We start from the raw sequence: 16,267 nt of genomic DNA, 5'->3' as shown, positions 1-16,267 counted from the left end.
GGTTGAAGGGACAGTTAAACCATTGTCATTCAAGCATGAATTTTCGGGTGCGACGCTGGGCAAACCAGGCTTGCAGTTGACTGCGGCATTCGTTTTCTCGGATGCCTGCTAGGACGCTTAAGCGGTGATTTGAGAGGAGGCTGTCTGGTAGGTTGGCGACAGTCCGAATTGCGCCAGTTTTGGAATCGTCCGCACCGTAGACAATTGTACCGATGCGAGCGTGGATTGCTGCTCCGGCGCACATAGCACAAGGTTCGAGGGTAACATACAGGGTGCAGCCATCGAGATGCCAGGTGTCGATCGCTTTGGCGGCGGCTCGGAGAGCTAAAATTTCGGCATGGGCGGTCGGATCGCGATCGCGTTCTTTCCGATTGACTGCTTCAGCCAGCATTACGCCCCCAGGAGCGACAATTACGGCTCCCACCGGCACTTCTCCGGATTCTCCGGCTTCTTGTGCCAGCTTTAATGCCCTTTGCATCCAATGTTGATGGATGCGGTATGTTGTCTCCTCGATCGGGTTTTTTTCAAGCACTAATTTTTAATCCCTGTTAACGGTTAGCTTCAATTACTGGCTATTGACAAAACCATCAAAGTGTGAATTTAACAGAAATTGAATGACCAATGGCGTAAAGTTTACGTTTTCTTCCTTATTGCTGCATCTACCCAAGGGACAAGATTTAATTCGAGCGAATCCTAAGTTTTACGGGCGCAAATTCAGCACTTGCGCCCGAGTAAAGTGCGGCGGGAATTTCCAGCGATCGGGACGAGCCAGTTTAAGCTTAATCTGCCAGCGAGAGACTAGCCTTTCAAAAGGATTAAATCGAAAGTCCTAATTTCAGCCCTAAGAAGGTATGCAGCACTAATAAACCCAGGGCAAAACTTCCGACATACGCATGAACGGCGCGCAAGGATTCTTTATTGCCGCCAAATTTCGTTGCAGAAATTAGGCCGTTCAATCCGAGCAATCCTACGGCTGCCGAACCCGTCCAAAAGTGCGGACTTTCTAAAATGGGTTCGCCCTGCATCACCAGCGAGAGAATACCGCCGGTATAACCGAGGGCAATAAACAGAAACATCCAAGGGGCAATTTTGCGATGTTCGCTGCGGTTTTTAATTGCGGCTTCACCGTCTGTTGAAGCTAAAATTCGCCCGCGCCATCCGGTTAAACCGACAAAAGTTCCCATAACGAAAATAACGATTCCCATCATCAGGGGATGCCCCCAATGTACGATGGGTTCTGGCACTCCGAAGCTCCGAAACCCAGCAGCGATCGGTTCTAAAAAGTCGCGTAAGTCGTTCATCAATTTCCAGTCAGTTGAATACTCCGGGAAGAATTGTAACGAAATGTTGCCAATTGGGGTAGCATGAGCCTGGACTGCCTCCCCGGATTTTTGATGCAACTTGCAATTTCGCCCTTTACTGGAGAATTCGCCGCCTTGAGTGCTGCATTTTGTTGGGCGGCGGCGACTGCGATTTACGGGCGCGTTGGGGTGAAAATTCCGCCACTCCAGCTTAATTTGATGAAAGGTGCGATCGCGTCGGTTTTGCTGGGCTTGACTTTAATCGGATTGGGATTGGGGATCGATCGCCTCAATCCCCGTTCCACGGCTTTATTACTCCTGGGCGGCGCGATCGGAATCGGGTTGGGCGATACGGCTTATTTTCTGGCTTTGAACGCTTTGGGGCCGCGTAAAGCCTTGCTGCTAGAAACACTCTCTTCTCCCCTCTCTGCCGCGATCGCACTCCTGTTTTTGGGCGAACGCCTTGAAGTCCTCTCCGGATGCGGCATTGCGCTGACTCTCTTCGGCGTGGCTTGGACGATTTGCGAGCGATCGCGGCGCGATACCGTTATTTCGCCGCAACGCTTCCAAACCGGCTTACTGTGGGGCTTACTCGCCCAACTCTCCCAAGCGATCGCTGGAGTCCTCTCGCGCGCTGCATTAGCAGGAACGGAAATTAGCCCGATTTGGAGCAGTTTATTGCGGATTGGCGCGGGGATCGCGGTTATCGGCTTGCTGCTGGCCTTGCGATCGCCCAAACAACCTCTCCCATCCTTAAAAAAGTTAAAAAAGTCGCCGCGCCTCCTCTCCCTCGTCGTGCTTGCTGCTTTCAGCGGAACCTATCTCGCCATGATTCTCCAACAAACCGCCTTTAAATACTCGCCCGCCGGGATCGCCCAAACCCTCCTCACCACCAGTCCCTTATTCATTTTGCCGATTTCTGCCCTATCGGGAGAGCGTATCAGCCTCAGAGCGCTGCTGGGGACGAGTTTGGCAGTTGCGGGCATTTTTATTTTATTTCGCTGAACGGCTAGAAAGTTCTGCACTATTCTAGAATCGATGGAAATTTAGGATGTGAGGTATCAAGAGCATGAGTAAGCTGCGAGTCGGTCTTCTCTTTGGCGGACGTTCGGGGGAACATGAAGTCTCGATTAGTTCGGCCCGCGCGATCGCGCGTGGGTTGCAAGCGCCGGAAAATCAGGAAAAGTATGAGTTTCTCCCCTTTTATATCGCTAAAGATGGCGGCTGGCACACCCCAGAAGTCGCCCGCCAAGTATTAGAGTCTGGTAAGCCCCTCCCAGCAGACGAACCCAACCGGGCAACGTTATGGCAATTTCCCGCCGAAGCTGCGAGCATTGATGTGTGGTTCCCGATCTTGCACGGCCCGAATGGCGAAGATGGGACAATTCAAGGGTTACTGTCGTTGATGCAAGTCCCCTTTGTCGGTAGCGGCGTTTTGGGTTCGTCGGCGGGAATGGATAAGTTAGTGATGAAGTCGCTGTTTGCAGAGGCGGGTTTGCCCCAGGTGAAGTATGTGGGGGTGACGCGCGAGCAAGTTTGGTCGAATCCCTGCGTTTTCCCTAAACTCTGCGATGAAATTGAGGCGGCTTTGGGCTATCCTTGTTTTGTTAAACCGGCGAACTTAGGCTCGTCTGTGGGAATTGCCAAAGCGCGATCGCGTGCCGAACTCGAAGCCGCCCTCGATAGCGCTGCTACTTACGATCGCCGCATTATCGTCGAAGCGGGCGCGACGGTTCGCGAGGTCGAATGCGCCGTCCTCGGTAACGACAATCCTCAAGCGTCCGTTGTCGGTGAAATTACTTATCAGAGCGAGTTCTACGACTACGAGACGAAGTATACCGAAGGTTTGGCAGAACTCGCGATTCCCGCGCCCTTACCGGAAGCGGTTAGCGATCGCATCCGAGAAATGGCGTTGAAAGCTTTTATTGCCTTAGAGGGAGCGGGTTTGTCTCGCGTGGACTTTTTCTATATTGAGGCGACGGACGAAATTGTTATCAACGAGATCAATACGCTGCCCGGATTTACCGCAACGAGTATGTATCCGCGCTTGTGGGAAGCAACCGGCGTTCCTTTTCCTCAACTGATCGATCGCCTGATTCAATTGGCCCTCGAACGCGCTTAATTTGACGCGAGTTCGATGAAAACCCGAGTTTTGAACCTTGCCACGAAAGAATGTAAGTTTCAGCTTACAATAGAGTTAGGTTTCAGGCTCCGTCGAACTCACGTTAAATTTATCTACAGCCAGAAAATTAAGTAATGTTTAATGGTGGATTTTTCGGACTCCCGTTCGATTAGGATTGGGATCGTGCAGGTGTTCGTGAAATCTTCCTAAAATGAACAGTGAAGCTTATTGATTGTAATCCAGTGGCGCGATGTCCAAACGACAGCTAGTAATTCGTTTTTTTCAAACAGCCTGCGGAGACCGCGAGTTGCAGGATCGGTTAAAATCTTTGAATCCTCCCAATCGCCAAACATTTGCCGCGATCGCGCAGGAAAAGGGACAAGATATTGAAGGGGAAGATCTGGATGAATACGTCAGATTTGCCCAATTTTACGAGCAGTTCCAAGACGCGATCGCGCGCCACCAGAACGGTGAAGAGCATCTGGCGACTTGGCTCAATAAATGGGAGAAACACCTCAAAAAACTGGACGAAGTACCCCACGACGACCGCCGGGATACAATTAAGCGTTATCTGTGAGCCTCGCGAGCAAAAATTGACTCTCCTCAGACTTCGGGCTGAGGAGAGTTAGTTGGTTTCGGCTGTCTTCGTTAGAGAAGGCGTAGAAGAAACGCAGCTTGCCTTCCGAGCTTAAACGAAAGCTGCCGATAAAAGCGAGCAGCGAACGAGATAGTCGAGAAGTAAGCACTTACGCCAGCAAGCGCTTACTCCAAAAACTCAAGCCTTTCTCGAATAATACTCAACCACGAGCAGTTCGTTAATGCTGAGAGCGATCCACTCGCGATCGATAACGCTATTGACTTTCCCGACCATCGTATTTTTATCGTATTCTAAATGGCTGGGAAGGTTAGCCAGACCCGGATATTCCATATTAGCCTTAACCAACTTCCGAGAGCCATCGCGGTCTCTAACCCCGATAACATCTCCCGGACGGCACTGGTAACTCGGAATATCAAGCACTCGACCATTAACCGTAACGTGACCGTGACAGACTAATTGGCGCGCGCCGGGAATTGTCCCCGCCATCCCCAAGCGAAACACCGTATTATCGAGGCGCATCTCCAACAATTGCAACAAAGCTTGTCCCGTCGAACCCGTAGCGCGGCGGGCTTTGCGCACGTAGCGAATTAGCTGCTTTTCGCTTACGCCGTAGTTAAAGCGCAGTTTTTGTTTTTCTTCCAAACGGATGGCATATTCCGAGCGCTTGCGTCGGTTTTGGCCGTGTTGGCCGGGTGGTTTATCCTTCCGAGCAGCACCCGGACTTTTGCGAGTTAAACCGGGCAACTCGCCGAGACGGCGGACGATTCGCAAGCGCGGGCCTCTATAGCGAGACATATTGCGTTCCTTTCTCCTAACTGTGAAGTGATCCCAAACGCCCCATTATAGCAGGTTTCGATATAGCCTACAACTAGCAAAACCAGTTTGGGAGAAGTTATGGCGAACAGCAGGCCTTTAAAATGGAAAATTGCGGCAATTGTTGCGATCGCGTTTTTCCCCGCTCCCGCCCTCGCCAACGCGGGAACGCCCTTGATCTGGGCGGGAATGTTTCATTTATTTCTAGGAAATGCCATCATTGGTATTTTTGAAGGTTTATTACTCGCAAAATTCTTCGGAGTCGCCCGAAATTTATCGATAAATCTGCTCGTTGTTGCTAACTACGCTTCTGCTTGGGCAGGAATACTTCTACTTCCGCAATGGGCTGCCCGCTCCCAAAATCTCACCCTAGAAAATATCGAGCTTTGGCTCGGCATTCTCGTTGCGGCTGCCTTTCTGCTAACTTTGCTCGTTGAATTTCCCTTCTTCTGGTTTCTCCTGCGCGATCGGAAAAATTCCTTCTGGAAAGCCTTAAAAGCTATTTTTATTATTCACGGAATTAGTTATATCTGCTTGTTTGGATGGTATGGCGCTAACAGTCAGACGAGTTTGCTAACTCAACTCGAACTCGTTCCCATCCAACAGCTACAAGCGAGTCAAAAATATGCTCTATATTTTATCAGCATGGATGGCAAGCAACTCATGCGAGCGCGCCTCAATGGGGAACCGCCAGAACAAGTTAAAGAATTCAAAAAAGTTAACCCTAACGAGGAGCCTTGCTTTCGCCAAAATGAGCGGCAACAATTTGACTTGTTTGCCCTGGTGAGCGAAAAGCAAGAGCCAATTATCTCCGATTTTGCCAAACGAGTTCCGCTCTCCCCCGAACGAGAAGACAATAGTTGTAATTCGACGAGTTTTGGACGCGCTCTCAAATTAACCAAAAACAGCAATTGGGAGTATGAAACCTCTGTTTGGGCGGCAGGCGGAATTATGGGTTTCAACCGGAAAAAGGGTTCGAGAATCCACTTCGCCCTTGAAACACCATTTGCTTTCTGGAACGTCAGTCATGCCACTCACCTCGAAGGAGATCTAGTCGTCTTTCAACTCCACAAAAATCAAATGTGCCTCCTCGATCCTCAAGCCAGAAAAATTGCATTAATCGCTCGAGGAAGCTCGCCAGTTGTCGTTGAACCCAAATAAGATACTAAGATGCTCGATAGCATTTTTGAGAATTGGAGTTTAGACTAATGACAAAGTAACCCAACCCGTAGTTGAGTCGAATTCAAGGAGATTTTTCCAGGTTCAAGCCGAACTTCGACGTAATTTTTACTCGATTGGAACTGTCCTCGACCCTTTTTGACCGTCGGATATCGCTTTCTTGGGGTGCGGGGAGTATCTTTTTTCCAACCGGGCGACTTTCCCCTGAGTTTGGGTGCTGTAGCTGGAGTGCCAATATTGGTAAAAATGAAGTTGACTCCAATGAGTCAGTATTACGGTTCCCCAAGTCGGGTCTTCAATTTCGAGTTGTTGACCGGCCGTAGATACTTTGAAATCGCTCTCGACGAACTCAAAACGAATCACCCAAACCACGCGATCGCTATCGCCGTTGAAAAAGCGATCGTCGAGCGCGTCTTCCCGACAACCTGCCCTCGATCTTAAACACACAATTCCAAAAAATATAATTTACTCCGAAAGTCTTTTGACAATTGGCTCATAGTCTTGCCATGTTGACGAACCATGAGGCGTATCATCGCACTCGATCTAGAATCGAGAGGCGCGTGAATTTGGCGTAAGGTTTGCGCGATCGTGTCGCGTTGGTAAGAGACTTGCGATCGCCCCCAGAGTTAGCTCCTCGCAATGACCGACTCACTCCTGTCCAAGTGATACGGTTCGGAACCGCCGCGTTCTTCAACGCGCGATCGCAGTTCTCTATTTTCCGCCCGTAGATCACTCTTGAGTTACCCCAACTCGTTTCCCTGCGTTGTACTGGGCAACAATTCAAGCGGCTTGCTCTCTGGGACAAGATTCGCGCGATCGAGCGAGCGCGCGAGAATGGATTAACCCGTCTCAGCCGATTGTTCCTCCGATTCGGGAAAGATGCTCGGAATGGCCACGCTCATCAGCATAATCAGGTTAGCGACCCAAAAGCACAAAACTAACCCCAATAAGCCCAGCCCATACATCGGATAAGCGACTAAGTGCAGACCTTCCCACACCTGCCAAATCCGATAGCCTGTATAAAGGGTGCCAATAATGACAACAACGCTTTGGGTCAACAGACGGCTCAAAGTCACCTCACAGGCAAGCTGAACGGCAACAGTCAACAAATAGCAACTGAAAAACTGGCGCACAAGAGACTGCTCCCAAAAAGTTACCCACATGACCAAGGGTAGGATGACTCCAACAACGAGAGCGACCTTGACCCAAATCCTTATAAACCGCCACTGTTGCGAGCTAAAAGCCATCATAGGTTTGAGGGGTAATGCCCTTTTTTTGACGAACCAACCCACCAGAGCGCTTAAGAGTGTGGCGAGCAAGAGCGCGAAAAAGACGGTCAACCAGCTATTGGCAACGAGCGTTGGAGTTGGGTTCATTTGCGGGTAGGATTTCCACGGCCTTGGTTGCTCATCCTACCAGCGAGCGCGCCCCTCGGCTCGTCCGGCTTGAAATAATCCACCGCGATCGCGGTTGCCGGAGATGCTGTAACCTTTGGCGTTGACCCCGAAACCCTTACGGGCAGGGGACAGAGGTTCGCGGACACTTCTGCCGAAAATGATTCGTCAAGAAGACTTCAAAAAAACCTTATCGAATCGTTTCTCAAAGTATCGCGGCAATCTTTCCCAATCAAGTTTACGTTCATATCCGTGCAAATCGCCTGCTTTTCCTAACTCGCTCCCCACAGTCGTGATTCGATAAGAGTAGTCCTTGTCGAATCGTTTTTTTCGGCGAGCGCTAAACCTTGGTAGCAAGCTATCCAATTGCACAACCATGCAACATCAGGCTGCAACATAAAGTCAAACCGAACAAAACACCGAGCGCTCGCCAGGACTTCAACTTGAATTGAAGCCAGTGTTGAATGTTTGAGCAGAGGATATTCTTTAGCACAGGAGACATCAGTGTTGCTTTGTCGCACTTTATCCTAAAATACCCGAACAGCCGAATTTTCTAAGAATTATTGCAGGTTGAAAAACTTTTCTAAGGCATCGTTTCCGATCGCGCGTCAATACCGGACTCCTGATGAATGACGACTCGCCGCAGAGCGGATGTGAGATTAGGTGCAGGAAACGAAAACAGTTTTTATTCATCGGAGTCAGCAAAAAGGGCTGGCAGGTCGCGATAGCCACTGACAACTCGAAGAATATCTACATCCTGATTTGCTGGTATGTAGAGAATGAGGTATCGATCCATTGGAAGACTACGCAATCCAGGTAAGATTTCGCTGCGCTGTCGTCCGAGATTGGGAAATTGAGCGATTTTGGCAAATTTTGCATCAAGCCGGGTTAGAAAGCGATCCGCTTGAGCCAAACCCGATTCACGGGCAATGTAGTCTGCAATTTGCTCAATATCCCGAATCGCAGGTTCGGTGAGGCGAAACTGGGGGGTCATGGCTGGGTAGCATGACGAGAATGTAGATTAGCGCGAATTTGTGTCATTGCGGTGGAGCCATCGACGAGTTCACCCCGTTGAGCGGCTTCCCATCCAATAAGGGCTTCCTGTTGGAGTTCTTGCAGTCGTCCCTGATAAATGTCTTCTTGCTGTTCGAGGAGTTTTGCACCTGCAATAAGAACGTCGATCGCAGTCTGATATTTGCCGCTAACCAGTTGGCGCTGCACGAGTTCTTCAAGTTCGGGTGGGAGAACAATTTGCATAGAGGACTATGGCAGGAATGCTGCTCTTATTGTATGCGATCGCGCTTTAGCCTGCCTCTGAAAGAGCGACCTTACTCTCTAGTTCTCATGAGTTTGGGGCGATCGCCTCTCGACACTATCCAAGCGCGAATCAACCTCAAACGCAGTACCCCAGCTAAAAATGATTCGCTAAGACTTCAAACATAAATCCAAGCGCGAATATTTAGCTGTTATAATTCAACAGAAGAAAATATGTTCGTGCAAAACACTTCCCAACCCATTAAAACAATGGCGATTGTTTTGAGAGTGGATAGAACACTCTCAAACATATATTTAGTCGAGCTTGCCCAGCATTTCGGAGAACACTCAAGCTACCAGAAAAACAAATGGCAGACCAAAACAAAAGATGGGGATCGTCATCTCGACGGGGTTTTTTAGGAAGGGCAATAACAGCAGCAGGAGGAGCGATCGCCGCTCCATCGTTGATTAAATCGGCTCAAGCCCAACAAGGAACATCCGTAACGCCAACGGCTCAAGGAGAAGCGCAAGTAACGCTTAAAATCAACGGTAAAGAGCAAACCCTCAACATCGAACCGCGCGTAACGCTTCTAGACGCACTGCGAGAAAGGCTTGACTTAACGGGCAGTAAAAAAGGTTGCGACCACGGACAATGCGGCGCTTGTACGGTACTGATCGACGGACAGCGAGTTTATTCTTGTCTCGCTTTAGCTATCATGCAAGATGGCAAGGAAATCGTCACGATTGAAGGGTTGGCACAAGGCGAAACTTTACATCCCGTGCAAGCTGCCTTTGTTGAAAATGATGGTTTTCAGTGCGGTTACTGTACTCCCGGACAAATTTGTGCGACCGTTGCTTTACTAGATGAAGTCAAACGCGGTTGTGCTAGCGCCATCACCGCAGATCTCAATAGTCCGCCGCAACTCGCTCAATTGTCTGAAACAGAAATTCGCGAACGATTGAGCGGCAATCTTTGTCGCTGTAGTGCTTATAACGGCATCGTCGCGGCAGTACAACAAGCAACCGGACAAACCCCGCCCGATCCGACGGCATTAATGTTGGTGCAAGATGCAGAGGAATCAGCGTGAAAAATTTTACTTATCTTCGGGCCATCTCGACCAAAGATGCCATCCAAAAAGCAAGCCAAGAAAAAACGGCTAAATTTATTGCAGGGGGGACTAATTTAATCGATCGCCTCAAAGTTTTTCTCGACGAACCCTCGCAACTCATCGATATCTCCCGCTTGAATCTCAACAAAATCGAGCGTACCCGCGATGGAAGACTTCGCATTGGGGCATTGGTTAGTAATACCGCAGTAGCCGATCATCCTGAGATCCGCAGTAACTATCCCTTGCTGTCCCGTGCCATTCTATCGGGGGCATCGCAGCAAATTCGCAATATGGCTACCGTTGGCGGCAACTTAATGCAGCGCACTCGCTGCCCCTATTATTACGATACGGCGTTTGCCTGTAATAAGCGGCAACCTGGTTCGGGCTGTCCGGCGGCGACTGGAATTAATAAAATGCACGCGATTTTAGGCGCAAGCGACCAATGTGTCGCGGTTAATCCTTCGGATATGTGCGTGCCATTAGCGGCATTAGATGCCATTGTTGAAGTTGAAGGAGCGCGGGGAACCCGAGAAATTCCTTTTACCGAGTTTCATCGACTTCCAGGCAACACGCCTCAGTTGGATAATAATCTTGCGCCTGGAGAAATCATTACGGCAGTGCTTTTGCCGCCTACATCTTTTGCTAAATCTGGCGTGTATTTGAAGTTACGCGATCGCGCTTCCTATGCCTTTGCCTTGGTTTCTGTAGCGGTTGCTTTGGATATTCAAGATGGCAAAATTCAGCAAGGGCGTATGGCACTCGGAGGGGTAGCGCATAAACCCTGGCGATCGCTCGAAGCCGAAGAGTTTTTAAAAGGCAAAGCCCCAGAAACGGCAACCTTTCAACAAGCCGCTGAGATTGCTTTAAAAGGAGCTAAGCCCCTAAAACATAATGTTTTTAAAGTTGAGATGGCCAAGCGTGCCATTCGTCGTGCCTTAACCGTGTCAGCCCAAGGAGGAGGAATCGCGTAAGCTTACTCCGCCCTAAAGGGACAGAGCTTTAGCCACAGATTTGAGATATCGCTCATAGAGACAACTGTCCCTCTAACTGACAACTCATCCCCGGACTTTCAGGATGGATTACGGACATCCCCAGTGCAGAAATGTTCAAACTAGCGTTTAAATCAGCGTCAAACTCAAAACCACAATGCAAACACTTAAACTTCTTACCATTGCGAAACGATTTCCCTTTTTCGGTGTGGACGTGACCGCAGCGCGCGCAAGTTTGGGAAGTGTATGCAGGAGGCACAAACACAACTGGAATTCCCACAATTGCTGCTTTGTATTGGACAAACATTCGCAATTGGTAAAAACTCCAATTATTCGTGCGCCGCCGTTCTGTTTTACTCCGTGGCTTTTGGTTTAAAGACTGCCTAATATCAGTCAGATACTCAAATGCCAGCGCCGCATTCAATTCTTTCGCTTCTCGAATTAGCTGGCAAGAAATATTATGGTTGAGCCATTTTTGAAATCTTTGTTCTCTCCTAGAAAGCCTTCTCAACAGTCTTCTCGAACTGCGAGTGCGTTTGGATTGAACGTTAGCCCTAACTCGACTGTACCTATCCCGAACCGCTTGGATTTGCTGACCGCTCCAGGTTTTACCCGTAGAGGTGGTAGCAATTTCGCGACGACCGAGATCGACACCAATTACTTTAGGTGTTTTCCCAGTTGGCTCAGTAGGCAGATTGACACAGATATTGATGTAGTAGTCGCCGAGTTTTGTCTTTTTAAGCGTAGCAGCAGTTGGGGATTGCCCTTTGAGCAATGCCAACTGATAGTTGCCAATACTCAATTTGAACTTGACTCGACCGCACATCAAAGTTACGCCAACTGTTTGCGATTCCTCAATATAACTAAAAGTCCGCGTATCCAAGTTGAGAGATGTTGGTCTAAACTTATGGACTTCTTTAACAGCTTTGGCATTGCCAATAACGCGACGAATTGCTTGGCAGACGTGATTAGCTTTCAACCCCGTCGCTTCCCGCACTGGTTTGTAAACCTTGTGATGGAGCTTAGTCGTATTCCAGCAATTATCGCGTTTAGCTACAGACAATATTTGGTTGCAAGCATCGGCAAACCCGCTCAGAGTGCGGTCAATCTCTTGACGCAATTCTGGTGGGACTTGAAGCTTACAACGAACTGATATAGTCTGCATTTAACTGAGATGTTAACTCATCCCAGTATAGCATGGTTTCAAATATAAAGCCGCCCGGAGCGCAGCTATTGGGCGGGGTTTCAGACCCAGGATTTTCGATGAACGAGCCAATGAAAACTTCACTCAACCGCATCGATGGACGGGCAAAGGTTACGGGTAAAGCTACCTACTCTGCCGAACATCAAATTCAAGGGTTAGTACATGGCTATTTAGTCACTTCGACAATTGCCAAAGGTCGAATTCGTACTATTAACACCCGCGCTGCCGAAAAATCTCCAGGGGTTATCGCCGTTTTTACCCATCGCAATGCGCCGAAACTTTTTAAACCTACCAACGATTTCATGACCTCGATGACCTACGAATCGCGCTTGCCCTTAGCGGACGATCGCATTCATTATGGGGGACAAATTATTGGCTTAGTTGTGGCCGATACCTTTGAGCGCGCGCGTCATGCCTCTCATTTGGTCGAGGTGGAGTACGATACGCAATCTCCCCTGGTCGAGCCGGAAAAGGCGACTTATAAAGAAGCTCCAGGGATGATGGGGGAAAAGCTCAATTTTGAAAAAGGTAGTTTTGCCAGTGGAAAGGTGCCACAGAGCGATCCCGCTCTGACCGTTGAGGCAACTTATTTGACTTCGATGGAGCATCATGCACCGATGGAACCCCCTGCCATTATTGCTCAGTGGCGGGGCAAAGATGCCGTTACGATTTACGAACCTTCCCAGGCGGTATTGGTGGGGCAGCGAACCTATGCTGAAGTGTTAGGCTTGCCAGCAGAGCGCGTTAGACTCCTGAGTCCTTACATTGGCGGAGCTTTTGGTTCAAAAGCGTTTCCTTGGCCCCACGGGTTGCTTTGTGCCGCGGCTGCTAGACAAGTAGGAAAACCTCTCAAAGTCGTTGTCTCGCGCCGTCAAATGACCGCTAACACCGGACACAGATCGCACACCGAACAGCGCATCCGTCTTAGTGCAACCCCAGATGGAACCTTAAACGCGATCGAACACGAGGTAAAGTCTGCCGCCTCACCAGCAGGTGAATTTAGCGAACCTTGTACTAAAATGGTTCCCGTGATGTATGAAAGCCCCAATATCCGACTCTATCAAGAGTTGGCGATTATGAATGTGGGAACGCCTACTTTTATGCGCGCACCTGGTGAAACTCCAGGGATGTGGGCCTTAGAATCGGCAATGGACGAACTGGCTTGGAAGTTGAATATCGATCCAATTGCTCTACGGCTCAAAAACATCGCAAAAGGCGACCAACGCAAGAATTTACCCTTTTCCGAGCATCATTTTGCCGATTGTCTCAAGGTGGGGGCAGAACGCTTTGGCTGGCAGGAACGCCAAAAACCTCGCTCGCTTACCCGCGATGGCAAGCTCGTTGGTATTGGCATAGCAGCCGCTACATATCCCGGCAATCGCGGCGCGACTTCCGCTAAAGTAAGACTTTTGCCCGATGGTACGGCTCACGTCTTGACGGCAGGAAACGATATGGGAACGGGTGCTTATACTGTAGTTGCGATGACGGCATCAGAAGCCTTGGGTTTGCCCGTCGAGCAAATTCGGGTGGAATTGGGGGATTCTCGCTTGCCCGATGGGGGAATTGCGGGAGGCTCTCAAATGACGGCATCCCTTTTGCCTGCGGTTAAGGGTGCTTGCGAAAAAGTGCTTCAAGAAGCTAAGACAAAAAACGCTCCAGAAGCGATCGCTATTTTGAAGGAATCTGGACGCGCCGCCTGGGAAGCAACGGCTTCAACTGCTCCAGGGGAAGAAAAGAAAAAGTATGCTTTTCATTCATCGGGTGCCCATTTCTGCGAAGTAGCGATCGATGAAGAAATCGGACGCTTGCGGGTTACGCGCTGGCTCTCCGTCATGGATATAGGGCGCGTTATCAACGTCAAAACGGCGGCGAGTCAAGTGCGGGGTGGAATCATTATGGGCATCAGTCACGCTTTGATGGAAGAAGGCGAACTCGATCCCAATTTGGGCAATCCGGTCGTTTACGACTTGGCAACCTATCATGTTGCTTCTCATGCCGATATTCCTCGCATCGATGTGGCATTTGTCGGCAAACCCGATCTCAAATTCAATCCTGTAGGCGCTCGTGGCGTAGGAGAAATTGGCATTACTGGGGTCGCGGCGGCTGTTGCCAATGCGGTTTATCATGCCACGGGCAAGCGAATTCGCGATTTGCCCATCACACCCGATAAGCTTTTATGAACGAATTACAAGCAATTCTGAAAGTCTTTGAGGAATGTCAGCAAAAAAAGGAGGACTCATATTTAGCTACAATTGTCAATACTCAAGGTTCGACTTATCGGCGACCTGGTGCCCGTATGTTAATGACGAGTACGGGGCAAATGGTAGGAGCGATTAGCGGCGGCTGTTTGGAAAACGATGTTCTCGAACATACTCGCCAAAGAATGCCATCTGGCAGACCGATTGTTGTCACTTACGATACTACGGCTGATGAAGATATTATTTGGGGATTTGGTATCGGTTGTAATGGTGTAGTGCAAGTTCTCATCGAACGTCTCGCTCGCTCGCTCAATCCATTACCTTTTATACAACAATGTTTCAATAAAAGACAGCGAGGCGTTATTGCAACTGTTTTTAAGGTTGAAGGTTCGGTTGAAATTGCGATCGGTGCTAGATTGATGCTGGCTTCAGATGGTTCTATCTCCAGCGATATCGAAGACCCAAATTTATGGCAGACTCTCGTCTACGAGGCGAAATCTGCCCTTCACGCTCAACAATCGAACATCAATCAATATCAACTTCCTGGTGGTAGTATAGAAGTCTTTATAGAAGTCATTCATCCGCCGACACCACTGATTATCTTTGGCGCGGGAAGCGATGCGATTTCTATCGTACAATTTGCCAAAGCATTAGGCTGGCAGGTTACAGTCGTCGATTGTAGGGCGAATGAAGTAACCCGCGATCGCTTTTTGATGGCAGATCGTGTCATTCTTACCCGTCGAGAAATGCTTGATAAGCAAGTCAGTATCGATTTAGATACCGTTGCTGTGGTGATGACTCATAATTACTTCGACGACCTCGAAATTTTAAAAATGTTGTTGCCTTCTTCGGTAAAGTACATAGGAATTTTAGGAGCGAAACAGCGCACTAACGAAATACTGCAACAGATCCATCATTCAAAAGAACAGTTAGATAAATTATATTTTCCAGTCGGACTCGATATTGGTGCAGAGACACCTCAAGAGATTGCGATCGCAATTATTGCAGAAATTCAAGCTGTCTTATCAAATCGTTGTGGCGGGATGTTGAAAGACCGTAAGGGTTCTATTCATCAAAAACTGACCGTTAAAGTTTCGCCAGTCGATATATTAAAAGAGCATTATGTTTCTACTTTATGACGCTTTCTACTGCTCAGCCCGTGAGAAAAAAGGAATCATCCATCGCAATTATCATCCTAGCTGCGGGGGCTTCAACCCGTATGGGAAAAGCAAAACAACTGCTCGAATATAACGGACGAAGTTTGATTCAACACGCCGTTGAGGTAGCAACTGCATCGGTTTGTCATCCCGTTATTGTTGTTCTTGGAGCCTATTGCGATCGCATTAAACCAGAGATAGCTGCATCGGTAAAAACGATTGAAAATCCACTTTGGCATCAGGGAATGGGTACGTCAATTCGGATGGGAATAGAAACCCTAAGTAGAAGCTATTCTCAAACGGAAGCAGCGATATTAATGTTGTGCGACCAACCTTTTGTATCTCCTCATTTAATTGAGCAACTAATTGACGTTTATCGAACAACTTCTGCGCCTATTGTTGCTTCAGAATATACTCAAGTTATAGGCGTTCCTGCTTTATTCGATCGCTCTTTTTTTACTCAACTAACTGCCCTCAGTGGCGATATGGGTGCGAGAAAAATCATTCAAAAGTATATTCGACAAGTTGCACGAGTTTCGTTCCCTCAAGGAATCATTGATATCGATACTCCTCATGATTACAGCAGTGCGATCGCGAAGGTTTCTAATACTAATTAGGGCTTAATGTTTTCATTTAGGCAAAGTACACTGGTAATCAGTACGCAAGCATGAGGAAACGACCCATGCCTAACACAACCCCATTCAGTGTGCTGCCCCTCCCAGAACAAACCGCACATCGCACCACTCAGAACAATTCGATAAGCTCAAGCCGAGAAATCATGCTAAAAAATGATTCGATAAGACTTCAAACATAAATCCAACCCACATTCCGCACGACAAATAGTAGCCCTCTGTGCGACATAGCTCTGCCTCGGTTTCTCACGCTCTGATAGCGAGGTTTTTCGCTCTTTTTAGAATCCAATCCCAATCTCAACTGCCATTTTGGGAAA

General features: G+C 48.7%; 17 protein-coding genes. 9 read left to right on the top strand and 8 right to left on the bottom strand.

All coding sequences use genetic code 11. The features are described from left to right. Window positions 1–25 precede the first annotated feature (25 nt). On the bottom strand, window positions 26–532 hold the full coding sequence (tadA, locus tag H6G50_RS22655) for a tRNA adenosine(34) deaminase TadA (RefSeq protein ID WP_347239986.1): 507 nt from the start codon (window positions 530–532) through the stop codon (window positions 26–28). 283 nt (window positions 533–815) lie between these two features. Next, window positions 816–1,301 (bottom strand): DUF4079 domain-containing protein, encoded by a 486-nt coding sequence (locus H6G50_RS22650; protein ID WP_190721634.1) that lies wholly within the window; start codon window positions 1,299–1,301, stop codon window positions 816–818. A 93-nt stretch (window positions 1,302–1,394) separates the two neighbouring features. On the opposite strand from H6G50_RS22650, the gene H6G50_RS22645 reads away from it, so the two are divergent. From H6G50_RS22645 to H6G50_RS22635, 3 genes are all read left to right on the top strand, one after another. Then, window positions 1,395–2,306, top strand: a complete 912-nt coding sequence (locus H6G50_RS22645) for a DMT family transporter (RefSeq protein WP_190721632.1) — start codon at window positions 1,395–1,397, stop codon at window positions 2,304–2,306. 64 nt (window positions 2,307–2,370) lie between these two features. Then, on the top strand, window positions 2,371–3,423 hold the full coding sequence (locus tag H6G50_RS22640) for a D-alanine--D-alanine ligase family protein (protein ID WP_190721630.1): 1,053 nt from the start codon (window positions 2,371–2,373) through the stop codon (window positions 3,421–3,423). A gap of 250 nt (window positions 3,424–3,673) precedes the next feature. Continuing rightward, a complete protein-coding gene (locus tag H6G50_RS22635) occupies window positions 3,674–4,000 on the top strand; it encodes a Nif11-like leader peptide family natural product precursor (protein ID WP_190721628.1) in 327 nt (108 codons plus the stop codon). A 198-nt stretch (window positions 4,001–4,198) separates the two neighbouring features. Here H6G50_RS22635 and rpsD read toward each other — a convergent pair whose 3' ends face one another. Then, window positions 4,199–4,816, bottom strand: a complete 618-nt coding sequence (gene rpsD / locus H6G50_RS22630; protein ID WP_190721626.1) for a 30S ribosomal protein S4 — start codon at window positions 4,814–4,816, stop codon at window positions 4,199–4,201. Between the two features lie 99 nt (window positions 4,817–4,915). Between rpsD and H6G50_RS22625 the strand changes: the two genes are divergently transcribed. Continuing rightward, the gene (locus H6G50_RS22625) at window positions 4,916–5,995 is read left to right on the top strand and encodes a hypothetical protein (protein WP_190721624.1); all 1,080 of its coding nucleotides are present in this window, start codon (window positions 4,916–4,918) and stop codon (window positions 5,993–5,995) included. 126 nt (window positions 5,996–6,121) lie between these two features. Here the strand turns inward: H6G50_RS22625 and H6G50_RS22620 are convergent, their stop codons facing one another. From H6G50_RS22620 to H6G50_RS22605, 4 genes are all read right to left on the bottom strand, one after another. Next, window positions 6,122–6,460 (bottom strand): hypothetical protein, encoded by a 339-nt coding sequence (locus H6G50_RS22620; protein ID WP_190721622.1) that lies wholly within the window; start codon window positions 6,458–6,460, stop codon window positions 6,122–6,124. A gap of 392 nt (window positions 6,461–6,852) precedes the next feature. Then, window positions 6,853–7,389, bottom strand: a complete 537-nt coding sequence (locus H6G50_RS22615) for a hypothetical protein (protein ID WP_190721620.1) — start codon at window positions 7,387–7,389, stop codon at window positions 6,853–6,855. Window positions 7,390–8,092: 703 nt separating this feature from the next. Continuing rightward, window positions 8,093–8,401, bottom strand: a complete 309-nt coding sequence (locus H6G50_RS22610; RefSeq protein ID WP_190721618.1) for a type II toxin-antitoxin system RelE/ParE family toxin — start codon at window positions 8,399–8,401, stop codon at window positions 8,093–8,095. Then, the gene (locus H6G50_RS22605) at window positions 8,398–8,664 is read right to left on the bottom strand and encodes a type II toxin-antitoxin system ParD family antitoxin (RefSeq protein WP_190721616.1); all 267 of its coding nucleotides are present in this window, start codon (window positions 8,662–8,664) and stop codon (window positions 8,398–8,400) included. The genes H6G50_RS22610 and H6G50_RS22605 overlap by 4 nt, the downstream gene beginning before the upstream one ends. Before the next feature lie 365 nt (window positions 8,665–9,029). Between H6G50_RS22605 and H6G50_RS22600 the strand changes: the two genes are divergently transcribed. Both H6G50_RS22600 and H6G50_RS24595 read left to right on the top strand, forming a co-directional pair. Further along, window positions 9,030–9,749, top strand: coding sequence for a 2Fe-2S iron-sulfur cluster-binding protein (locus H6G50_RS22600; protein WP_190721614.1), 720 nt, complete (start codon window positions 9,030–9,032; stop codon window positions 9,747–9,749). Beyond that, a complete protein-coding gene (locus tag H6G50_RS24595) occupies window positions 9,746–10,741 on the top strand; it encodes an FAD binding domain-containing protein (protein WP_190721612.1) in 996 nt (331 codons plus the stop codon). Before H6G50_RS22600 ends, H6G50_RS24595 begins: the two co-directional genes overlap by 4 nt. A 52-nt stretch (window positions 10,742–10,793) precedes the next feature. Here the strand turns inward: H6G50_RS24595 and H6G50_RS22590 are convergent, their stop codons facing one another. Then, window positions 10,794–11,924: an RNA-guided endonuclease TnpB family protein gene (locus H6G50_RS22590; RefSeq protein WP_190721610.1), complete on the bottom strand. Its 1,131-nt coding sequence runs from the start codon at window positions 11,922–11,924 to the stop codon at window positions 10,794–10,796. Window positions 11,925–12,022: 98 nt separating this feature from the next. Between H6G50_RS22590 and H6G50_RS22585 the strand changes: the two genes are divergently transcribed. Genes H6G50_RS22585 through H6G50_RS22575 form a run of 3 tightly spaced genes read left to right on the top strand, consistent with a single transcriptional unit; the run spans window position 12,023 to window position 15,935 of the window. Continuing rightward, window positions 12,023–14,143 (top strand): xanthine dehydrogenase family protein molybdopterin-binding subunit, encoded by a 2,121-nt coding sequence (locus H6G50_RS22585; protein WP_190721608.1) that lies wholly within the window; start codon window positions 12,023–12,025, stop codon window positions 14,141–14,143. Continuing rightward, entirely contained in the window at window positions 14,140–15,300 is a 1,161-nt protein-coding gene (locus H6G50_RS22580; protein ID WP_190721606.1) for an XdhC/CoxI family protein, read from the top strand. The genes H6G50_RS22585 and H6G50_RS22580 overlap by 4 nt, the downstream gene beginning before the upstream one ends. Further along, window positions 15,297–15,935 (top strand): nucleotidyltransferase family protein, encoded by a 639-nt coding sequence (locus H6G50_RS22575; protein WP_190721604.1) that lies wholly within the window; start codon window positions 15,297–15,299, stop codon window positions 15,933–15,935. The genes H6G50_RS22580 and H6G50_RS22575 overlap by 4 nt, the downstream gene beginning before the upstream one ends. Window positions 15,936–16,267 lie beyond the last annotated feature (332 nt).

The organism is Oscillatoria sp. FACHB-1406, from assembly GCF_014698145.1.
Lineage (GTDB): Bacteria > Cyanobacteriota > Cyanobacteriia > Cyanobacteriales > Spirulinaceae > FACHB-1406.
The sequence above is the reverse complement of the archived record's forward strand: the minus strand, read 5'-3'. Positions and strand labels throughout refer to the sequence as shown.

Coding starts and splice junctions, on each gene's coding strand:
- H6G50_RS22635 (WP_190721628.1), top strand. CDS start 3,674: ATGTCCAAACGACAGCTAGTAATTCGTTTTTTTCAAACAGCCTGCGGA.
- H6G50_RS22575 (WP_190721604.1), top strand. CDS start 15,297: ATGACGCTTTCTACTGCTCAGCCCGTGAGAAAAAAGGAATCATCCATC.
- H6G50_RS22610 (WP_190721618.1), bottom strand. CDS start 8,401: ATGACCCCCCAGTTTCGCCTCACCGAACCTGCGATTCGGGATATTGAG.
- H6G50_RS22605 (WP_190721616.1), bottom strand. CDS start 8,664: ATGCAAATTGTTCTCCCACCCGAACTTGAAGAACTCGTGCAGCGCCAA.
- H6G50_RS22580 (WP_190721606.1), top strand. CDS start 14,140: ATGAACGAATTACAAGCAATTCTGAAAGTCTTTGAGGAATGTCAGCAA.
- H6G50_RS22650 (WP_190721634.1), bottom strand. CDS start 1,301: ATGAACGACTTACGCGACTTTTTAGAACCGATCGCTGCTGGGTTTCGG.
- H6G50_RS22585 (WP_190721608.1), top strand. CDS start 12,023: ATGAACGAGCCAATGAAAACTTCACTCAACCGCATCGATGGACGGGCA.
- H6G50_RS22645 (WP_190721632.1), top strand. CDS start 1,395: ATGCAACTTGCAATTTCGCCCTTTACTGGAGAATTCGCCGCCTTGAGT.
- H6G50_RS22640 (WP_190721630.1), top strand. CDS start 2,371: ATGAGTAAGCTGCGAGTCGGTCTTCTCTTTGGCGGACGTTCGGGGGAA.
- H6G50_RS22615 (WP_190721620.1), bottom strand. CDS start 7,389: ATGAACCCAACTCCAACGCTCGTTGCCAATAGCTGGTTGACCGTCTTT.
- H6G50_RS22625 (WP_190721624.1), top strand. CDS start 4,916: ATGGCGAACAGCAGGCCTTTAAAATGGAAAATTGCGGCAATTGTTGCG.
- H6G50_RS22590 (WP_190721610.1), bottom strand. CDS start 11,924: ATGCAGACTATATCAGTTCGTTGTAAGCTTCAAGTCCCACCAGAATTG.
- rpsD (WP_190721626.1), bottom strand. CDS start 4,816: ATGTCTCGCTATAGAGGCCCGCGCTTGCGAATCGTCCGCCGTCTCGGC.
- H6G50_RS22600 (WP_190721614.1), top strand. CDS start 9,030: ATGGCAGACCAAAACAAAAGATGGGGATCGTCATCTCGACGGGGTTTT.